The sequence below is a fragment of the Cumulibacter soli genome (genome assembly GCF_004382795.1).
GTDB lineage: Bacteria > Actinomycetota > Actinomycetes > Mycobacteriales > Antricoccaceae > Cumulibacter > Cumulibacter soli.
Genome location: NZ_SMSG01000007.1, coordinates 158829 through 175946 on the forward strand (window position 1 = coordinate 158829; position 17118 = coordinate 175946).

The following is a 17118-nucleotide window of genomic DNA, read 5'->3' on the forward strand; positions in this document are numbered from 1 at the left end:
TAGTCCCGCGATCAGACACGCCGGACTAACGATCACGTTGTTTGCCTTGAGTTAATAGCGACGTTGAGGGCTGGTCGCCCGACCGAGACAAAATTCCACCTCATGCGTACTTCATTTCGGGCCGCATCGGCCCTCGCTGCGGCGACCGTCGCGGGCTCTCTGACAATCGCATTGCCGACCAGCGCCCACGCCGCCGCGGCTGACATATCCATCACTGAATGGATGTACAACCCGGTCAGTTCGTCCGGGGAGTTCATTGAAATCACCAACCGCAGCGGCGCACCGCTCGACCTTGCCGACTGGTCGTTCGACGATGACAGTGCGGTGGCCGGGACTGTATCGATCGCCGAGCTGGGCACACTGTCCCCCGGCGAATCAGCGATCATCACCGAGTCGGACGCCGCCACATTTCGAGCGGAGTGGAACGTCAGTGATGAGGTGAAGGTCCTCGGGGACAACGGCACGAACCTGGGTCGCGCTGACGCGATCAACATCTTCAATGGCACCACGCTGATCGACACGCTTGAGTACGACGACCAGGGCTCCGGGAGCATCCAGGGTCCGCGGACCCAGGGAGTCAGCGGCGTCCCGTCGGACGAGTCGGTACTCGGCGCCAACAACGCCGCGCTGTGGGTGCTGTCGGCGCTCGGGGATGCCGAGGGCTCGTGGGCGTCGACCGCCGGCGATATCGGGTCACCCGGGGTGAGTCGATTCGGCGTCCAAGACGACACCGTCGAACCTTGGCAGGACGTCGTCATCAACGAAGTGTCCTCCGACAATGACGTTGCACCGGACGGCGACGTCATCGAGTTGTACAACTCGGGCACGGAGGACATCGCCGTCGACCTGTGGTTGCAGTCCGACAGCGGTGGCCTCGCGGACGCCAAGCCGATCAACGGCGTACACCTGGCCGATGACACGTTGTCGCTCTACATTCCCGCCGGAGAATACGGTTACTTCAGTTCCGGGAAGGGGCTCAGCAGCGACGGCGACAGCGTCACGATCTACCTGCCCGACGGCACTGTCGTCGACACGATGTCTTATGGAGCCGGCGAAGCCGGCTACGACGAGAGCAATGACTTCGGCGCAGGCTCGATCGCCCGCTGCCCGGACGGCGGCGAGTTCACCCCGGTCGCAGACAAGAGCTTCGGTTCGGCCAACGCCTGCGATACGGCGCTGACGAATCCGAACCCGGATGGCGATGAGCTCGTCTGCGCACCGGAGGGCCCCGAAGGCACTGGCGAGCTGCCAGAGAGCGCGCTCGCTCCGGCCGTCTGGCCCGGTAGCGCCGATGTGCTCGTCACCGACAACGAGTGCGCGTGGATGACGACGACCGGTCCGGAGGGACGCGATATCAGCGGACTGGTCTTCGACCCGGACAACCCGGCCGTGCTGTACGCGGTGAAGAACAAGAGTTGGCTCTTCCGCCTCATCAAAGACGGCGACATCTGGGTTCCCGATACCAGTAATGACTGGGAAAGCGGTAAGCAGCTGTTCGCTCCTGACAACACGGATCCGCAGATGGTCGAGCCTGACACCGAGGGCTTGACCGTCGGCTCGGATGGCGCGCTGTATGTGACCACCGAACGCGACAATGAAGCCAACGACATTCCGCTGAACTCGATCCTGCGTTTCGATCCGGCCCAGTCCGGTACGGCGTTGATCGCGACCCATCAGTGGGATATGACCGAGGACTTCCCCGAGCTACGCGCCAGCAATAAGGACGAGGCGAACCTGGGCTTCGAAGGTGTCGCTTTCGTTCCGGACAGCTATCTGACCACCTATGGATTCGTCGATCAGTCATCCGACGAACCCTACGATCCGGCTGACTACCCGCTACATGGCGACGGGCTGTTCTTCGGCGCTCTGGAAAACGACGGCGTGCTGTACGCGTACGCGCTCAATAGCGACGGCAGCTTTCACCGGGTCTCGGTTGCCGACACCGGCATGGGGCACGTGATGGATGTGCAGTACGACGCCGCTACAGAACGAATCTGGGCGTTGTGCGACAACACGTGCGGCGTGGTCTCAACGCTGCTGAAGGTCGGCGCGTCCGGCGCGATCCTCCCGGAAGTCGCGTATTCCAAGCCAGCGGGTCTACCGAACAACAATGTCGAGGGCTTCGCGCTCGCACCGGCCGCCACCTGTGATGGCGGCGCTCGCGAGGCGGTCTGGTCGGACGACGGAATCTATGGTGGCGGCCCGGGAAGTGACGCCTACGGTCATGCGCTGTACAGCGGAACCATCGACTGCGATCTGGAACTGTCCGGCCAAGGCGTTGCCGACGACAACGCCGATGGCACGGATGGCACGGATCCGGACCAGCCGATTGTCTCGGAGCAAACCGGCGATTCCAACGACGACGTGGCGGGCACCGATCCTGCGACGGCTGAGGATTCCGACGACACCGAGATCAGGGCGCTCGCGTCGCGTACAGATCCGAATCTCGCGGCTACCGGTTTCGAGGTCGGGCCCTTCGCCTGGGCCGCAGCATTGCTTCTTGGGCTCGGCAGCATCTGCCTGCTCGCGGTACGACGCCGCAACGCATAACGGCGGCGCTGCTGAGAAGCAGCCGCGCCAAAGGGCTGAAACGCAACGGCCGGTCTGCTCCCTCGACGGAGCAGACCGGCCGTTGCTGTCGTGCTGCCGCCCGTACACCTCTCCTCCTCAACACGACAGCGAGGGAACACCCCGAGAAGTCGCCGGAATGCGTCTTAACCAGCAGGAACACGGTTATCATCGAGGGCGATGAGACTCGCGCTGCCCAAGACCCAGCTACGAATCGGACTTGTCACCGCCTGCGCGTTGCTGTTGAGCGCGGCATGCTCGTCGGATGCCGACTCCTCACCCGACTCCGACGACGCCGAGGCCTACCACAGCCGTCCCGACCTCGCTCCGCCTATCACGAGCATCGAGGAATACGCGCCGCACGATCGCATCGACGGCAGTTACGTGTTCGTCGGCCCGAAAGGCGACGACGTCCCGTTCACCGGCGGGCTGATTCTGGACGATGAGGCCGAGCCGGTCTGGGTGCTACCGACCGAGAAGTCCATCTTCGATCTACGCGTGCAGGAGTACAACGGCGAGCCGGTGCTGACCTACTGGCGGGGCGAGCCGGCGCAGGGTCACGGCAACGGTGACATAGTCCTCCTCGATGACTCGTACCAAGAGATAGCGACCGTCACGACCGGCGGAGAGATCGGCGAGGGCAAGGTCGATATCCACGAGTCGACGTTGACTGACGATGGAACGGCACTACTCATTTCCTATGTGCCGACGCAGGCCGATCTCACCTCGTTCGGTGGCGAGGAAGACGGTTGGGTCTTCGACAGTGTGATCCAGGAGGTGGACGTCGAGAGCGGCGAAGTCGTCTTCGAGTGGCATTCGCTGGATCATTTCGACGTGTCGAGTTCGGTCGCCGAGTTGGATTCCCTGGATCAAGTCACCGGCGACGAGGAGAACCCATTCTCTTACTTCCACCTCAATTCGGTGACTCTCGATGATGACGGTGACCTGCTGCTGTCCTCACGGAACACCTCGGCGCTGTACAAAATCGACCATCAGAGCGGCGAGGTGATCTGGACCCTCGGCGGCGCGGAGTCCGACTTCGCCATGGGCGCCGATACGGAATTTCATTGGCAGCACGATGCCGAACGCCAGCCGGACGGCTCCATCACGCTCTTCGACAACCAGGGCGCACCCGACATTGGCGATAGCGCACGCGGGATTCAACTCGAAGTCGACGAAGAGGCAATGACCGTTGAGTTGGCGGCGGAATTCCTCCCGCCGGACGGCGACCGCACCTCTGGCAGCCAGGGCAGTTTCCAACTCTTACCGGACGGCACGGTGCTTATTGGCTGGGGCTCGCAGGCCTATTACTCCGAATATGCCGCCGACGGCACACCGCTGAGCAATGTGTCGCTTGGCCCCGGACACAGTTATCGCGCGTATCGCGAGGTGTGGTCGGCCACGCCAACTGATCCGCCGGACGCCGTACTCGACGGCGATTCGGTGTTCGTGTCCTGGAATGGCGCCACCGAGGTCGAGCAGTGGCGACTGGTCACCGACGGGCAAGAACAATCCGCACAGCCGCGCGATGGGTTCGAAACCGAGTTGCCGCTTGACGGGGAGTACGACGACATCACCGTCGAAGCGCTCGACGAGAACGGTGAGGTGATCGGCGAGGCCGCCGTCGACTAAGCCAATCGGGTCTACCTGGCTGGGTTACAGACCTGGCTTGCCGGGGGCGCTCAGCGTCAGGATCGCGCGCTCGATCAGGTCGTGCGCGTTCAGTCGGTCTTCGATTCGCTGGATCTGCACAGCAAGTTCGTGCTCGGGCAGATCACCGGTGATGTCGACCGCTGCGATCAGGAATATCCGCGATGGGCCGACGTACTCCAGATGTAGGAACGAGATCGCCTCGATCGCCGGCTCTGCCAGGATCACTTCCCGCGCTCGGGCTTGGGTGTCGTCGTCGACGGCCTGCCCGGTCAGATAGTCGCGGTTGCGGGAGATGAGGAATATCGCGACGATGCCCAGTAGCACGCCAACGAGGATCGATCCGATCGCATCCCAGACGGCGTTCCCCGTGGCCTGGTGCAGTCCGATACCGGCCGCCGCGAGAATCAGGCCGATCAGCGCGGCAGCGTCCTCGACGAATACCGCTCGCAGTGTCGGATTCGAGGTCTCGGCGACGAACCGTAGCGAGCGCATACCGCGCCGTCTGGCCTGCCCACGCGTCTGCCGCAGCGCCTGCAGGAAAGAGATCCCTTCCAACACGAACGCGACGGCAAGCACGACGTAGGTCCAGGTGTAGTTCGCCTCCGATTCATCGCGACCGAGTTGTGTGATGCCATGCCAGATCGACAGGACAGAACCGGCGGTGAACAGTCCGAACGCCGCAATCATCGACCAGACATAGGCTTCGCGGCCATATCCGAGCGGGTGCCGGCGATCGGCCGGTTTCGCCGACGTACGCTCCGCGACCAGCAGGAAGACCTCGTTGCCGGTATCGGACCACGAGTGCGCGGCTTCGGCCACCATCGACGCCGACCCGGTGATCGCGGCGACGATGGATTTAGCGATGGCGATGAGCGCGTTAGCGGTGAGCGCCACCAGCACGGTCAGCAGACTGTCCGAGGATTCGGTGCCGGCAGGTTTAGGCTTCGGCGGCGGCAGGTCCCGCACCGGCGGTTCTTGGCTGCTCACGTCAGGGTGCGAGCGAAGAGCCCTTCCAGTTCGCGGAAGTGTTGCTCGGCCCCCGCCTCGTGGTACATCGACGTGTCGGCCATCGTGTACCCGTGCGGCGCTCCCTGCGCGACCTCGTTACTGGCCCGCAAACCGTTTGCTGCCAACGAATCGCCGAGCGCGGCGATCGCGGGCGCGGGCATCGAGGGGTCGGCGTCGGCATGCAGATATACGAAGTCGGCGCGTGCACTCGACAAGGAGAGGTGGGGGCTGTCTGGCTCGTCGGTGACCAGTCCCCCGCCGTGGAATCCACCGACCGCGGCGACAACGTCTGGGTGGTCGCCGGCGGCGCGGGTCGCCAGCCGCGCGCCCATGCAGTATCCGGTGACGCCGACCTTGCCGGCGGCTACGCCGGGTTGGTGTGCGAGGGCGCTAAGCCACGCATCCGTATCGGGGCCCGACAAGTCAGGTGTGTACCCGCCGACGCGCGGCATCATTTCCTTGAAGAACTCCTCGCGTGCACCGGGTTCGGTGAGTGGTTTGTCCGGCGAGGTCTCCTGCGCCGTACCGAGCCGGTAGAAGATGTTCGGCGCGAGGACGACGTATCCCCAACTCGCCATTCGATCGGCCATCTGCGCGATGACCGGACGCAGCCCGATCGCGTCGATGAACAGCAGCACGCCGGGCAGCGCCTTGTCGGAGGTGGTGTCAGGGCGGGCAACGTAGGCCTCTGCGGTGGTGTCGGCAACGGGAATCTCGATCAGCTCATGCATAGGGTCATCATGCTCTCCTCAGCACCTCGCGCAACCCGCAGCGTCAGCTTTACCGCGGCTCTACGACTCGGATGACTCCAGCGCGTGCGTCACCAGCATCTGCAGGACCGCGATCCCGTCACGCGAAAGGATCGATTCGAGATGTCCCTGTACGGACGCGATCCTAGGTCCGCGCATCGCATGGACATCCCCGGATTCATCCGCAGCAACCTCGAGATCTCCCCAGCGACTCACCGCAGCCGGAACGCGCGCCGTGAAGCTGTTGTAGTAGCCGACGCGGGATGTCACGCCGAACAGGTCGACCGACTGCTGCGCACCTTGGTTAGGGGCGTCAAGGGGAACGAGGTCGATCCCACGGGAGGCCGCGAGGATCTGGTGGCTCAGGCACACCGCCAATAGCGGCATCCCGGACCGCTCGCGGATGTTGATGATCTCACGCAGGCGCATCATTCGGGTCGACTCCTCGCGCGGGTCACCCGGGCCCGGACCGGCGATCAGGATGTCTGGCACCGTTACGTCGTCGTCGCTGATCGCGTCCCACGGCACGATCTGCACGTCGAGCCCGAGAAACCGCAGCTGATGGGCGAGCATGGTCGTGAAACGGTCCTCGGCGTCGACGATGATCGCGCTGGTCCTCGCACGACGTCCGGGCCGCGGTTGCTGCTCGAGCAACCAGAATGGCGCAAGCCGCTCATTACGGGCGCTCAGCAACGCGTTAATCGCTGGATCGTCGGCGAACTGCGGTGCATCTGCGCGTGCAGTGACGCCGATCCTCGGTATAGCACCGATCGCACCCAGCACTCCGGCAGCCTTAGCGTGGGTCTCCGCTACTTCACCGCAGGGGTCGCTGTGTCGTACGAGCGTCGCGCCGACCGGGACCCGCAGCTGACCATCGCGCAGATACGCGGCACGGATGAGAATCGGCGCATCCAGGTCGTGCACGCCGTCCGCTCTCGGGGTGAACAGGGCCGCGACTCCGGCATAGTACCCACGCGGGGTGTGTTCACGCCGGGCGATCACCGCACATGCGTTCTGCATCGGCGATCCGGTGACCGTCGGGGCGAACATGGTCTCGCGCAGTATCTCGCGCGGGTCCAGTCGGCTCGTGCCGCGCAGTACGTACTCGGTGTGGGTCAACCGGGACATCACTTTTAGCTGCGGTCCGGAAATCCGGCCCCCGTCGGCGCACACGGCACTCATCATCTTCAGTTCTTCATCGACCACCATGAAGAGTTCCTCGGTCTCCTTGTCGGAACTCAGGAACTCCGTCAACGAATGTGCGCTGAGCAGGCCGTCGGGATGCCGCATCGTCCCCGAGATCGGGTTCATCGTGACGAGACCGTCGCGAGCGGACACGTGTACTTCGGGGCTGGCACCGACCACGACGATGTCCTCGGTAACGATCGCGAAAGTCCAGTAAGCGCCGCGCTCATGTTCCAGTAGCGCGCGGAACCACGTCAGCGCGGCGGTCCGCGCGTCGCCCTCGACGTCGGCGGTGTAGTCGCGTCGAATGACGAAGTTGGCGCCCTCCCCTCGGCTGATCTCCTCATCGATGACCTCGCGCACGATCTCGGCGTACGCCGAGTCGGAGATATCGAATCCCGAGTTCGCCAGCTGTACGGGGCTCACCGGCAACTCCGTGAGGACATCGGCGATCGGCCCTCGATCTCGGGCGGTGACCAGCAGGCAGCGCAGCGGCATACCGTCGTCCTGCGCGGCATATCCGCGCTCGCGCACCTGCCGGTACGGGACGAGCGCGAGAACCTCACGCGGCGCGCCCGTGGCGTCGTGCAGCGGGATATCTATGAGGCGTTCGACGTCGACGACCTCGCCGGTGAGGATCTCGACGTCACGCGACCCCTCGCGAGCGAGAAGCGCGAAGGGGCCAGTGGCGGGAATGCGGGACATAGTGCGGTCCTATCCGGGCCGTCCTACTGAGACAAAAGCAGACCGCCCATGAAGTGAGCGGTCTGGAATCGTGGTTTGCGACATCACCGCCTCAACAGGCGGGCCACCAGGTGCGAGTCGCGAACATGCGCCGAACGTACCATCGCGAGCGATCGGTGTCGCGCGTACCCACCTGAGCGGCCCGCGACGGCGACGTCATCATCCAAAAGGTTGAGATCCGGTTCAATCCTGTTAGCGATGTTCCGCGAAGCCAATCCTGGTGAAGTCGATGGCATGGCAGATTCTCGCGTTCACAGCCCCATATCCGATCGGTTGACCTCGCGCCGAGGCGCGTGGATCTCGCTTGGCGTGGTACTCCTCATCATGGTCACGCTTTTCGGTGCATTCGGGTCCGCGACGGCACCGGCGGGCAACGAGCAAGCACCGCCTGGCGCAGAGTCGACGAAGGCCAGCGAACTGATGGCCCAGTTTCCGGATGCCGACCGCCAGTCCGTGCTCGTCGTCGCATCTCGCGATGACGGCGCGACGCTGACGCCCGGTGAGGTGGACGGACTAGAGGGACTGCTGCCGGTGCTCGACGCTCACTCGAATGCGGACTCGAGCGGCCCGCTCCTCAGTGAGGACGGGAAAGCCGCAATCCTGATGGTGCCTATCGAGGTCGGTGAGACGAATACCGACACCGCCGTGATCATTGAGGATCTACGCGCCGACGTCGCGGATCAGCAGCCGGCGGGCATCACCTTGCAGGTCACCGGCGGCCCAGCGTTCGGCGCGGACGTCGCGGCCTCGTTCGACGGCGCGGACATCACGCTGCTGGTGGTCACGATCCTGATCGTCGCGAGCCTGCTCATCATTACCTACCGGTCCCCTGTGCTGTGGCTGATCCCGCTGCTTGCTGTGGGACTCGCGGACGGTCTCGCGGGCCGGCTGACCGCAGCGGCGGGGTCGGCCTGGGATCTGCAATTCGATTCCGGCATCATCAGCGTGCTCGTGTTCGGCGCGGGAACGAACTATGCGCTGCTGCTGATCTCGCGCTACCGCGAAGAACTCCACTCGTTCGCTGACCACCGACTGGCACTGAGCACCGCCTGGCACAAAACCGTTCCGGCGATCCTGGCATCGAATGTCACCGTCGTACTCGCGCTGCTGACGCTCGTGCTGGCCGTCATTCCGGGCACGCACGGGCTCGGTATCGCCGCCGCGCTCGGGTTACTGGTCGCCCTAGCCGCAGTCCTGTTCCTACTTCCACCGCTACTGGCCGTGTGCGGACGCAAGGTGTTCTGGCCATTCATCCCCCGTCCGGGACAGAGCCGACCGCAGGGTGGGGTCTGGCGAAAGATCGCTTCCGGTGTCGTGCGGCGCCCGGTAGCCAGCGTGCTCGCCGGTGGGGCACTGCTCGCGGTGATGGCGACAGGCCTGTTCGGCACGTCGGTCGGTCTCGACCAGGTCGAGAAGTTCCGGGTGCAGTCCGAGTCCGCAGTCGGCCTCGAAGTGCTCTCGGAGCACTTCCCGGCGGGTGAGGCGCAGCCGATCTTCATCGTCGCGAACTGCACGAGCGCCGATGCCGTACTCACCGCTGCCCATGAGGTCGAGGGGGTGGTTCGTGCGCATCCGGTCGACACCACCAACGATGGGTCCCTGACGAAAATCATGGTGACCAGCCAGTACGCACCCAGCACCGAGGAAAGCCTGAATCAGATCACCGAACTGCGCGAGTCGGTCCATGAGGTCCAGGGGGCGGATGCGGTCGTGGGCGGTGCCGTCGCCACTGATCTCGACGCGCGCGACGGCAACCAGCAGGACCTCTGGGTGATCGCGCCACTGGTGCTGGCGGTGAGCCTTTTCGTACTAGTGATCCTGCTGCGTTCGATCGTCGCCCCACTGCTGTTGCTCGTCGTCAACCTCGCGAGCGCCGTTGCCGCTATCGGCGCCGGGGCCTGGTTGAGTCGGGTCTTGTTCGATCAGCACGCGCTCGATCTGCAGGTACCGCTGCTCGCGTTCCTCTTCCTGGTCGCACTCGGTATCGACTACACCATCTTCCTGGTGCATCGGGCTCGCGCCGAAGCGGCAGCGCGCGGCACCCGAGCGGGCATGGTCGAGGCCGTCGCCCACACCGGCAGCGTGATCACCAGCGCCGGGATCGTCCTGGCGGGCGTGTTCGCCGCGCTTGGGGTACTGCCGCTGGTCACCCTCGGTCAGCTCGGGCTGATCGTCGGGGTCGGCGTCATCGTCGACACCCTGGTCGTGCGGACCGTGATCGTGCCCGCGATCTTTACACTGGTTGGCGACCGTATCTGGTGGCCCAGTGCGCCGAAGCCACGTCAGCGAGAATCGACACATGAACCTCGTGAACTCACCGCTGCCGCACGCTGATCGGGCGGGGCAAACCTCGACCGGTCCCACGGTGCGGGCGATGGAGATCGGCCAGCACGTTATCGCCGTCGTCCTCACCCTGATCGGCGTGATCCGGGCTATCGGCGATGGTGCCCCAGTCGCGGCAACGATCGTCGCAGGTACGGCGATCTTCGCCTGGCACACCACAGGGGCACTGTTGCCGTCCCGGGTGCGCTCGCGCCAGATCGTGGTGTGGTGGCTGGTCGGTCTCGCGGTGATCTGGGTCCTGGCCGCAGCGATATCGCCGGAGTTTGTGTGGGTTGCATTCCTGCTGTGGCTGCTGGCCGGGCACCTCCTCCCGCTCTGGTGGGGTTTGCTCTTCTCCGGGCTGGTGCTCGCGGTCGTGGTTCTCGCGCCGATTCTGCATCAAGGCACCACGAGCTACGCAATCGTGTTCGGGCCGCTGATCGGCGGGATCTTTGCGTTCGGGATTTCTCGCGGCTACCTTCAGCTTCTCCGCGATGCCGCCGAGCGTGAACGCCTCGTCGCATCACTCACCCGCGCGCAGACGGAGATGGCCGCGCTGCAGGATGAACTCGCGCTCGCGCAACGGCAGTCGGGGGCGGTTGCCGAACGCACCCGCATCTCCCGCGATATCCACGACACCATCGCCCAAGCGCTCTCGTCGATTCGTCTTCTCGCGCACGCCGGCGCGGGACGCACCGGCGATACCGACGCGGCACGCACGCTGGAGCACGTCGAGACACTCGCCGGTGACAGCCTCGCTGATGTCCGCAGGATCGTGACCGCGCTCGCCCCCGCCGAATTGGAGGACAACGCCCTCGCGGCGGCACTTCGCCGCATGCTCGATCGCGCGCACGCGGAGACCGGGCTGCAGGCAGAGTTGCACGTCGACGAGTCACTGCCGATCCTGCCGACCCAGGTCGAGGTCGCGCTGCTGCGCACCGCGCAGTCAGCGTTGGCGAATGTGCACCTGCATGCGGGGGCAACCCGCGTCGTGATGAGCCTCATCGATGCGAATCGCACGGTACGACTGGACATCATCGATGACGGCGTCGGTTTCGACGTGCCGGCTTGGGAACGGGCGACCGAACCCGGCTCCGGGTCACCCAGTTACGGGCTGAGGTTTATGCGCTCACGGCTACGCGAACTCGGCGGCGGGCTCGACATCGAAAGCACGCCGGGCGACGGTACCGCGATCTCGATCCACCTACCGATCCACCACGACACCACCCTCCCTGCTGGCATCGAGTCGACATCCGAGGAGACGCAATGACCACCACCGTGCTGCTCGTCGACGATCATCCGGTCGTGCGCAGCGGACTGCGCGCCGTCCTCGACACCGAAACCGTGCACGTCATTGGCGAAGCAGCGAGCGGCGCAGACGCGGTCACCCTCGCGGATCAGCTACACCCCGATGTCGTGGTCTGCGATCTACGCCTGGGCGCGGGGATCGACGGCATCCAGACCACCGCTGCGCTGCGTGCCCTGGACCCGCCGCCGGCGGTGCTGATTCTGACCACCTTCGACCGTGACGCCGAAATCCTCGGCGCGATCGAGGCGGGGGCAGCCGGGTACCTCCTCAAAGACGCCGCGCCGGAAGTGATCCTCGAGGCGATCCAGCGTGCCGCGAAGGGCGACATGTTCCTGGCCCCCGACCTCGCGAACCGCGTTCTCAAAGGGATGCGCAATCCACTTCCGCGCCTGACCGACCGCGAGACCGAGGTGTTGCGGCTGATGGCGACCGGCGCCGCGAACAAAGATATCGCCCGCTCACTGTTCGTCACCGAGGCAACCGTCAAGACACACATCGCGCACATATTCACCAAGCTCGACGTCGACAGCCGGTCCCGCGCGATCCATCTCGCCCAGGAAACCGGGCTGATTTAACCCCCACAGTTCGAAAGGAATCGCGCTGGGTGGCGCCGTCATCGATCGCGTCCCGAAACCCGCTCCCGCGGCGATCTAGTGCGTCGGCGGTCCAGCCCAGATCTCAATTGGACGCTAGCCATGCACCGCCGTCGTCCTTCCAGCGGTGGATCTGTTTCTCCGGCACCGGCTGATCATTATCAGTTGCTGCATCGCGATGCTGGATGTCTCCGGTGTCGTCGTCGGCATCAGCGGCGTGCGTGGGTTCTGCGTTTTCGCGGTTCATCACGTGTCCTTCGGCCATGCTCCATGATCGACTCTGCGGCATCCGTGGCGTGCGGTACTGCGATGGCGTCGGTGCACGGTGCCGTTGATGTGGACGGCGCAGTCATCGAATAGCCTCGACCGGTGACTGCGCGTCCGCCCCAGGGCGGGTTACCGAGCCAGCACACCCATGATGCTAGGTCGCCTATGTCGTTATTGCCATGCTGCAGGTACTCACCTGCGACGAACGATCGCGCGCTCGTACGGCACGGCATCTACGTCCTCCGCCGACGCAGATACCGGTGCCCGCACCGAGGCTTCGCTAGGGTGCCAACAGTCGGCGCGGAATTTTCCGGCGCCATGAAGGAGGCAGCGTGACGGACTCTCTGTTCAGCGGTGTGAAGGTCATCGATTGTGGCAGCTACATCGCTGCCCCGTTGGCGACGTCGGTGCTCGCCGAGTGGGGCGCGGACGTCATAAAGATCGAGCCGCCCACCGGCGATCCCTTTCGTGAGTTGATTCGGTTGCCCGGGATGCCCACCTCTGAGGTGGACTATGGGTCGTTGATGGAGAACCGCAACAAGCGCGGCATTGTTCTGGATCTCAGCACTCCGGGCGGACAGAGCGTCATACACAAGTTCGCGGGGGCGGCGGACATATTCGTCACCAACCTGCCGCTATCGGTGCGCACAAAACTCGGGATCGATTACGAGGCGCTGTCGGCGCTCAATCAGCGGCTGATTTACGGCTCGTTTACCGGATTCGGAGAGTACGGCGCGGAGTCCGGCAAGCCGGGCTTCGACCAAACGGCGTACTGGGCGCGCTCGGGGTTGATGCACGAGGTGCGCGCCAGCGGCGAGGACGAACCGATCAAATCGTCGGTGGGCCAGGGTGATCATCCTGCCGCGATGAGCCTGTTCGCCGGACTGGTGAGCGCGCTGTACCGCCGTGAGCGCACCGGCGAAGGCGCGCACGTTCATTCGTCGCTGATGGCCAATGGCTTCTGGGCCAACGGCTTTCTGGTCAGCGCAGCGTTGAATGGCGCCGGGTTCGTGCCGAGGGCGCCGCGCTCCCGCGCGCACAACGCGCTGTCCACGCCGTACCAGGCCAGCGATGGTCGCTGGTTGCTGTTGACGCTGCTCAATGAGGAGCGCTACTGGCCGAAGTTGTGCGCGTCGTTGGGACGGCCCGATCTGGCCGAGGATTCGCGGTTCGCGACGAAGCCTGACCGGCAGCGGAACTCCCCCGCCTTGGTCGAAGTGCTCCAAGGGATTTTTCATCAGCACGACCGCGACCATTGGCAAGCGGTGTTGGCTGAAGGCGGGATCGTGTTCGAGGTGGTCGCCACTCCACCAGACATCGCTGCTGACCAGCAGGCCGTCGCCAACCGAGCATGGTCGGAGACGTCCGAGGGACATCGCACCGTGAGCACGCCGTTCTCCATCGATTCCGTCGACAAGACGCCGCTGCAACCCGCGCCATCGTTCGGTCAACATACCGACGAACTACTGACCGAAGCAGGGTTCACCGGCGAGGAGATCCAGGCATTGCGCGCTGACGGCACGGTCGCCTAGCGGCGAGAATACGGCGGTCGCGCGCAGCGATCCGGATCGACAGTGCTGGGCACATCCCCACCGTGTCGGCTAAAGCGCGGGGCTGAGGGCGGCCACATGCGCGGGATCAGCGAGAACGTCCAGCTTCACGACCCTGCCGGCATCGAACGTGACGAGGTAGATCGCGGACGCCACGCCGTCGGCGACGTAGGCAGCTGCCGGCGCGCCTGCGATGAGGACCGGGCGGGTCAGTTCGGCGCGGCCCGCGAACACTCGTGCCACGGCGTCGGCACCGCGGATGCTGTCACGCAATAGTGGAGCGCCGTACTCGGCTCCCGCTGCGGCGAGTTCGACGGCGGCAGCATCGCTGCGTAGCTCGATCTCTGGGTCGAGTAGCTGTAGGAGCTGTCCGAACTCTCCGTTGCGGGCCGCATCGAGGAACGCGGCGATCGCGGCTTCCTGCCGTTCGCGAATGTCACGAACATCGACCGTACGTAGGCGCGCACGGGCCCGCGAGGCGAGTTGTCGTGCCGCAGCGGGCGTCCGCTCAACGATCGGGGCGATGTCGGCGTAGGACAGCGCGAACACATCATGCAGTACGAGCGCGAGGCGTTCCAGCGGCCCGAGGCTGTCGAGTACTGCTTGCATCGCAAGCGCTACGTCTTCGGCGAGCATCGCGGTTTCGACTGGATCGGCATCGAGGGACCCACCAGCGGCGTCGGCTTCAGTGCCCGAGTCGCGCTCGTGGTCTTCGCGGCGACTGACCTGCTGACGGATCATGTCGATGCACACGCGTGAGACCACGGTGGTGAGCCACGCTTCGAGGTTGTTTATCTGCGCGGTCTCGGCGCGCTGCAACCGTAGCCACACTTCCTGTACCGCGTCATCGGCACTCCAGGTCGAGCCCAACGTGCGGACAGCGATCGCGTAGAGCTTGCTTCGGTGAACGGCGAAGTGGTCGGCCAACTCGTCAAGTACGTGGCCTTTTCCTGCCGCCTGGGCTCCTTCTCGCCGGGCCATCCCGCCCCTCCGCACTGTGTCTTGTCACGTTTTAGTCGGCTCAACCGACTTGTAGGTAGAGCACACCGCTCGGATCGAGTACTGACTCGATTCCAACGATGTAAAGGAATCCTGATGACCACTCTTCCACAAACCGCCTTGGATCGACTTCGCAGCGTTGTCCGCGGGCAGGTCTGGGTGCCCGGCGACGACGACTTCGCGCACGTACGGCGCCCCTGGAACCTCGCGATCGAGCAGTCGCCCTGCGCGGTCGTCGAGGCGGCCGACTCCGGTGACGTCGCATCCCTCGTACAGTTCGCGGCAGCGCACAACATTCCTGTCGCCACGCAGCCCAGTGGTCACGGCGCAACAGGGCGGGCGAAGGACGCGATCCTGCTGCGGACGACGCGCCTAGACGACATCAACATCGATCCGGTCACCATGACTGCCCGCATCGGCGCCGGCGTCCGCTCCGGAGACCTACAGCGCCGCGCCGCCGAACACGGATTGACCGCGCTGCCCGGGAGTTCGCCCGTGGTGACGGTGACGGGCGCAGCACTCGGCGGCGGGCTGAGCTGGTTCGGCCGAGCGTTCGGGTGGATCGCCGACAGCATCCAAGCAGCCGAGGTGGTCATGGCGGACGGCACCGCGCGCCGCGTCGATACGACCGAAGACGAACTGCTGTGGGCCCTGCGCGGTGGAGGCGGTGAACTCGCGATCGTCACCTCCCTGGAGCTTCGGTTGCGACCCGCCAGCACCGTGTTCGGCGGGCGGCAGTTGTGGTCGGCGGTGCACGCGCTCGAGGTTGCCGACGCGTACCGCCGAATGACCACGTCCGCGCCAGATGCGCTTACCTTGTGGCTGGAGTTCCTGCATTTCCCAGGTAGCGACCCAATGGTCGCGATCGACTCGACTTTCCTCGGTGACGAGCACGAGGCTCGCGACCTGATGCAGTTGACCGCGAGCCTGCCTGCACCCATGGTCGATTCTCGGGCTGTGATGAGCGTGGCAGAACTGGGCCAGATCACCGCGGAGCCAACGGATCCCGCTCCCGGGCAGTCGCGGGCCGAACTGCTCACTGCACTCGACGGCGACGCGATCGCCGCGCTCGTGAATGAGCCGATCGCCCCGCTGATGACCGCGCAGATTCGCCATCTTGGCGCTGCTCTCGCGCAGCCGAGTGACAGTCCACATGGACCGCTCACCGAGCCGTACGCCATCTATATGTTCGGAGCGCCGAGGACACCTGAAGATGTCGTATCGATCACCGGTAAGCAAAGCGACCTCGCCGCCGCGTTGCCGATCAGCGGTCGCAAGCCAATCTCGTTCCTGAACCCTTCGGAGGGCCTGTCCGACGCCCTTCCGGCGGCGTCCTTGCAACGACTGCGCCGGCTCAAAGCCCAGCACGACCCCCAGGCGATCATCCGCAGCAACTTCCCATTGTCAAACTGATCAGCCTCCTGACCGGCAACGGGACGGCGGTCGGCCGAGATGCAGCGACGACGGAGTAACTGGCTACCGGTTAACGCGCTCGAGGCTGGTTCGAGAAGGTGTGACGTCACCTCTCGACACGTGTTCGAGTAGCGCAGAAAGTCCTGCAGTGAAAACGGCTTCTGTGTCGATGTCGCTTTCGGCGTGCAAGCGGGCATACGCAGGCGCGATCTCAGGGTCGACGGGTGCCGTCCGTTCGCTCTCGGCCATCGGAGCCGTGGTGGCGCTTCCGATGGTGAAGTTCGAGAGTGCGTACGCCGCGCCCAGTGGCTCCATCGCTCCCGCCTGATCGAGCAGAATCACCATCCGTTCGGAAAGCCGAAGGTAGTTCGGGCCTCTTGGGGCACGCATCCCGAGCACCTGGCAGGCCCACCGATTGTGCACAAGATGACGAAAGTAAGCCTGCATCATCGCGAGCAGCGAGGCTTCGGCAATGGCTTCATTGAGCATTGCGTCGCTACCCAGGGCCTCGTCCAGGGCTAGGTCAAACAAGTCGTCGACGGACTCGACCCGGGAGTAGAGACTTGCCGGGGCTACGCCGAGCCGGCCGGCCACGGCGCGAGCAGTGAGCGCGCGCAACCCTCCCTCATCGAGCAGAACGACTGCGGCGCGGGCGATGTCGTGCACGTCGACGGCGCGCGTTCGCCGTACCGGCTTGCGGTGATCCCAGTAACTCACGCACCTATATTAACCGAACGACGTTCGCTTTACTATTCGAA

At 64.9% G+C, this 17118-nt stretch carries 13 protein-coding genes; 7 read left to right on the forward strand and 6 right to left on the reverse strand.

The window, feature by feature from the left end:
• Positions 1–102 precede the first annotated feature (102 nt).
• Together E1H16_RS16025 and E1H16_RS16030 are read left to right on the forward strand one after the other, a co-directional pair.
• The gene (locus E1H16_RS16025) at positions 103–2550 is read left to right on the forward strand and encodes a lamin tail domain-containing protein (protein ID WP_134324929.1); all 2448 of its coding nucleotides are present in this window, start codon (positions 103–105) and stop codon (positions 2548–2550) included.
• Between the two features lie 198 nt (positions 2551–2748).
• Positions 2749–4200 (forward strand): arylsulfotransferase family protein, encoded by a 1452-nt coding sequence (locus E1H16_RS16030; RefSeq protein WP_134324930.1) that lies wholly within the window; start codon positions 2749–2751, stop codon positions 4198–4200.
• A gap of 24 nt (positions 4201–4224) precedes the next feature.
• Here the strand turns inward: E1H16_RS16030 and E1H16_RS16035 are convergent, their stop codons facing one another.
• From E1H16_RS16035 to E1H16_RS16045, 3 genes are read right to left on the reverse strand one after another with little or no spacing between them, the layout of a single operon-like run.
• Positions 4225–5208 carry a cation diffusion facilitator family transporter gene (locus tag E1H16_RS16035; protein ID WP_208379102.1) on the reverse strand — a complete coding sequence of 328 codons (984 nt, stop codon included), beginning with the start codon at positions 5206–5208 and terminating at the stop codon, positions 4225–4227.
• Positions 5205–5960, reverse strand: coding sequence for a dienelactone hydrolase family protein (locus E1H16_RS16040; RefSeq protein ID WP_134324931.1), 756 nt, complete (start codon positions 5958–5960; stop codon positions 5205–5207). Before E1H16_RS16040 ends, E1H16_RS16035 begins: the two co-directional genes overlap by 4 nt.
• A 60-nt stretch (positions 5961–6020) precedes the next feature.
• The gene (locus E1H16_RS16045) at positions 6021–7868 is read right to left on the reverse strand and encodes an anthranilate synthase family protein (protein ID WP_134324932.1); all 1848 of its coding nucleotides are present in this window, start codon (positions 7866–7868) and stop codon (positions 6021–6023) included.
• Between the two features lie 273 nt (positions 7869–8141).
• On the opposite strand from E1H16_RS16045, the gene E1H16_RS16050 reads away from it, so the two are divergent.
• Genes E1H16_RS16050 through E1H16_RS16060 form a run of 3 tightly spaced genes read left to right on the forward strand, consistent with a single transcriptional unit; the run spans position 8142 to position 12113 of the window.
• Entirely contained in the window at positions 8142–10241 is a 2100-nt protein-coding gene (locus E1H16_RS16050) for an MMPL family transporter (protein WP_134324933.1), read from the forward strand.
• Entirely contained in the window at positions 10207–11499 is a 1293-nt protein-coding gene (locus E1H16_RS16055; RefSeq protein WP_134324934.1) for a sensor histidine kinase, read from the forward strand. The genes E1H16_RS16050 and E1H16_RS16055 overlap by 35 nt, the downstream gene beginning before the upstream one ends.
• Complete coding sequence (locus E1H16_RS16060; RefSeq protein WP_134324935.1) at positions 11496–12113, forward strand: response regulator; 618 nt, start codon at positions 11496–11498, stop codon at positions 12111–12113. Before E1H16_RS16055 ends, E1H16_RS16060 begins: the two co-directional genes overlap by 4 nt.
• 103 nt (positions 12114–12216) lie before the next feature.
• On the opposite strand, the gene E1H16_RS18475 is transcribed toward E1H16_RS16060, so the two are convergent.
• The gene (locus E1H16_RS18475; RefSeq protein ID WP_166741803.1) at positions 12217–12378 is read right to left on the reverse strand and encodes a hypothetical protein; all 162 of its coding nucleotides are present in this window, start codon (positions 12376–12378) and stop codon (positions 12217–12219) included.
• Positions 12379–12730: 352 nt separating this feature from the next.
• Here E1H16_RS18475 and E1H16_RS16065 point away from each other — a divergent pair, with 352 nt between their 5' ends.
• Positions 12731–13930 carry a CaiB/BaiF CoA transferase family protein gene (locus E1H16_RS16065; protein ID WP_134324936.1) on the forward strand — a complete coding sequence of 400 codons (1200 nt, stop codon included), beginning with the start codon at positions 12731–12733 and terminating at the stop codon, positions 13928–13930.
• A 69-nt stretch (positions 13931–13999) separates the two neighbouring features.
• On the opposite strand, the gene E1H16_RS16070 is transcribed toward E1H16_RS16065, so the two are convergent.
• On the reverse strand, positions 14000–14929 hold the full coding sequence (locus E1H16_RS16070; protein WP_134324937.1) for a sigma-70 family RNA polymerase sigma factor: 930 nt from the start codon (positions 14927–14929) through the stop codon (positions 14000–14002).
• Between the two features lie 114 nt (positions 14930–15043).
• On the opposite strand from E1H16_RS16070, the gene E1H16_RS16075 reads away from it, so the two are divergent.
• Entirely contained in the window at positions 15044–16360 is a 1317-nt protein-coding gene (locus E1H16_RS16075; protein ID WP_134324938.1) for an FAD-binding oxidoreductase, read from the forward strand.
• Positions 16361–16423: 63 nt separating this feature from the next.
• Here the strand turns inward: E1H16_RS16075 and E1H16_RS16080 are convergent, their stop codons facing one another.
• Complete coding sequence (locus tag E1H16_RS16080; RefSeq protein ID WP_134324939.1) at positions 16424–17077, reverse strand: TetR/AcrR family transcriptional regulator; 654 nt, start codon at positions 17075–17077, stop codon at positions 16424–16426.
• Positions 17078–17118: the final 41 nt, after the last annotated feature.

What these genes read in the sequence shown, in the direction of transcription:
- E1H16_RS16045 (WP_134324932.1), bottom strand. Translation starts at nt 7,868, where the DNA reads ATGTCCCGCATTCCCGCCACTGGCCCCTTCGCGCTTCTCGCTCGCGAG.
- E1H16_RS16075 (WP_134324938.1), top strand. Translation starts at nt 15,044, where the DNA reads ATGACCACTCTTCCACAAACCGCCTTGGATCGACTTCGCAGCGTTGTC.
- E1H16_RS16040 (WP_134324931.1), bottom strand. Translation starts at nt 5,960, where the DNA reads ATGCATGAGCTGATCGAGATTCCCGTTGCCGACACCACCGCAGAGGCC.
- E1H16_RS16030 (WP_134324930.1), top strand. Translation starts at nt 2,749, where the DNA reads ATGAGACTCGCGCTGCCCAAGACCCAGCTACGAATCGGACTTGTCACC.
- E1H16_RS16060 (WP_134324935.1), top strand. Translation starts at nt 11,496, where the DNA reads ATGACCACCACCGTGCTGCTCGTCGACGATCATCCGGTCGTGCGCAGC.
- E1H16_RS18475 (WP_166741803.1), bottom strand. Translation starts at nt 12,378, where the DNA reads ATGAACCGCGAAAACGCAGAACCCACGCACGCCGCTGATGCCGACGAC.
- E1H16_RS16055 (WP_134324934.1), top strand. Translation starts at nt 10,207, where the DNA reads ATGAACCTCGTGAACTCACCGCTGCCGCACGCTGATCGGGCGGGGCAA.
- E1H16_RS16050 (WP_134324933.1), top strand. Translation starts at nt 8,142, where the DNA reads ATGGCAGATTCTCGCGTTCACAGCCCCATATCCGATCGGTTGACCTCG.
- E1H16_RS16025 (WP_134324929.1), top strand. Translation starts at nt 103, where the DNA reads ATGCGTACTTCATTTCGGGCCGCATCGGCCCTCGCTGCGGCGACCGTC.
- E1H16_RS16070 (WP_134324937.1), bottom strand. Translation starts at nt 14,929, where the DNA reads ATGGCCCGGCGAGAAGGAGCCCAGGCGGCAGGAAAAGGCCACGTACTT.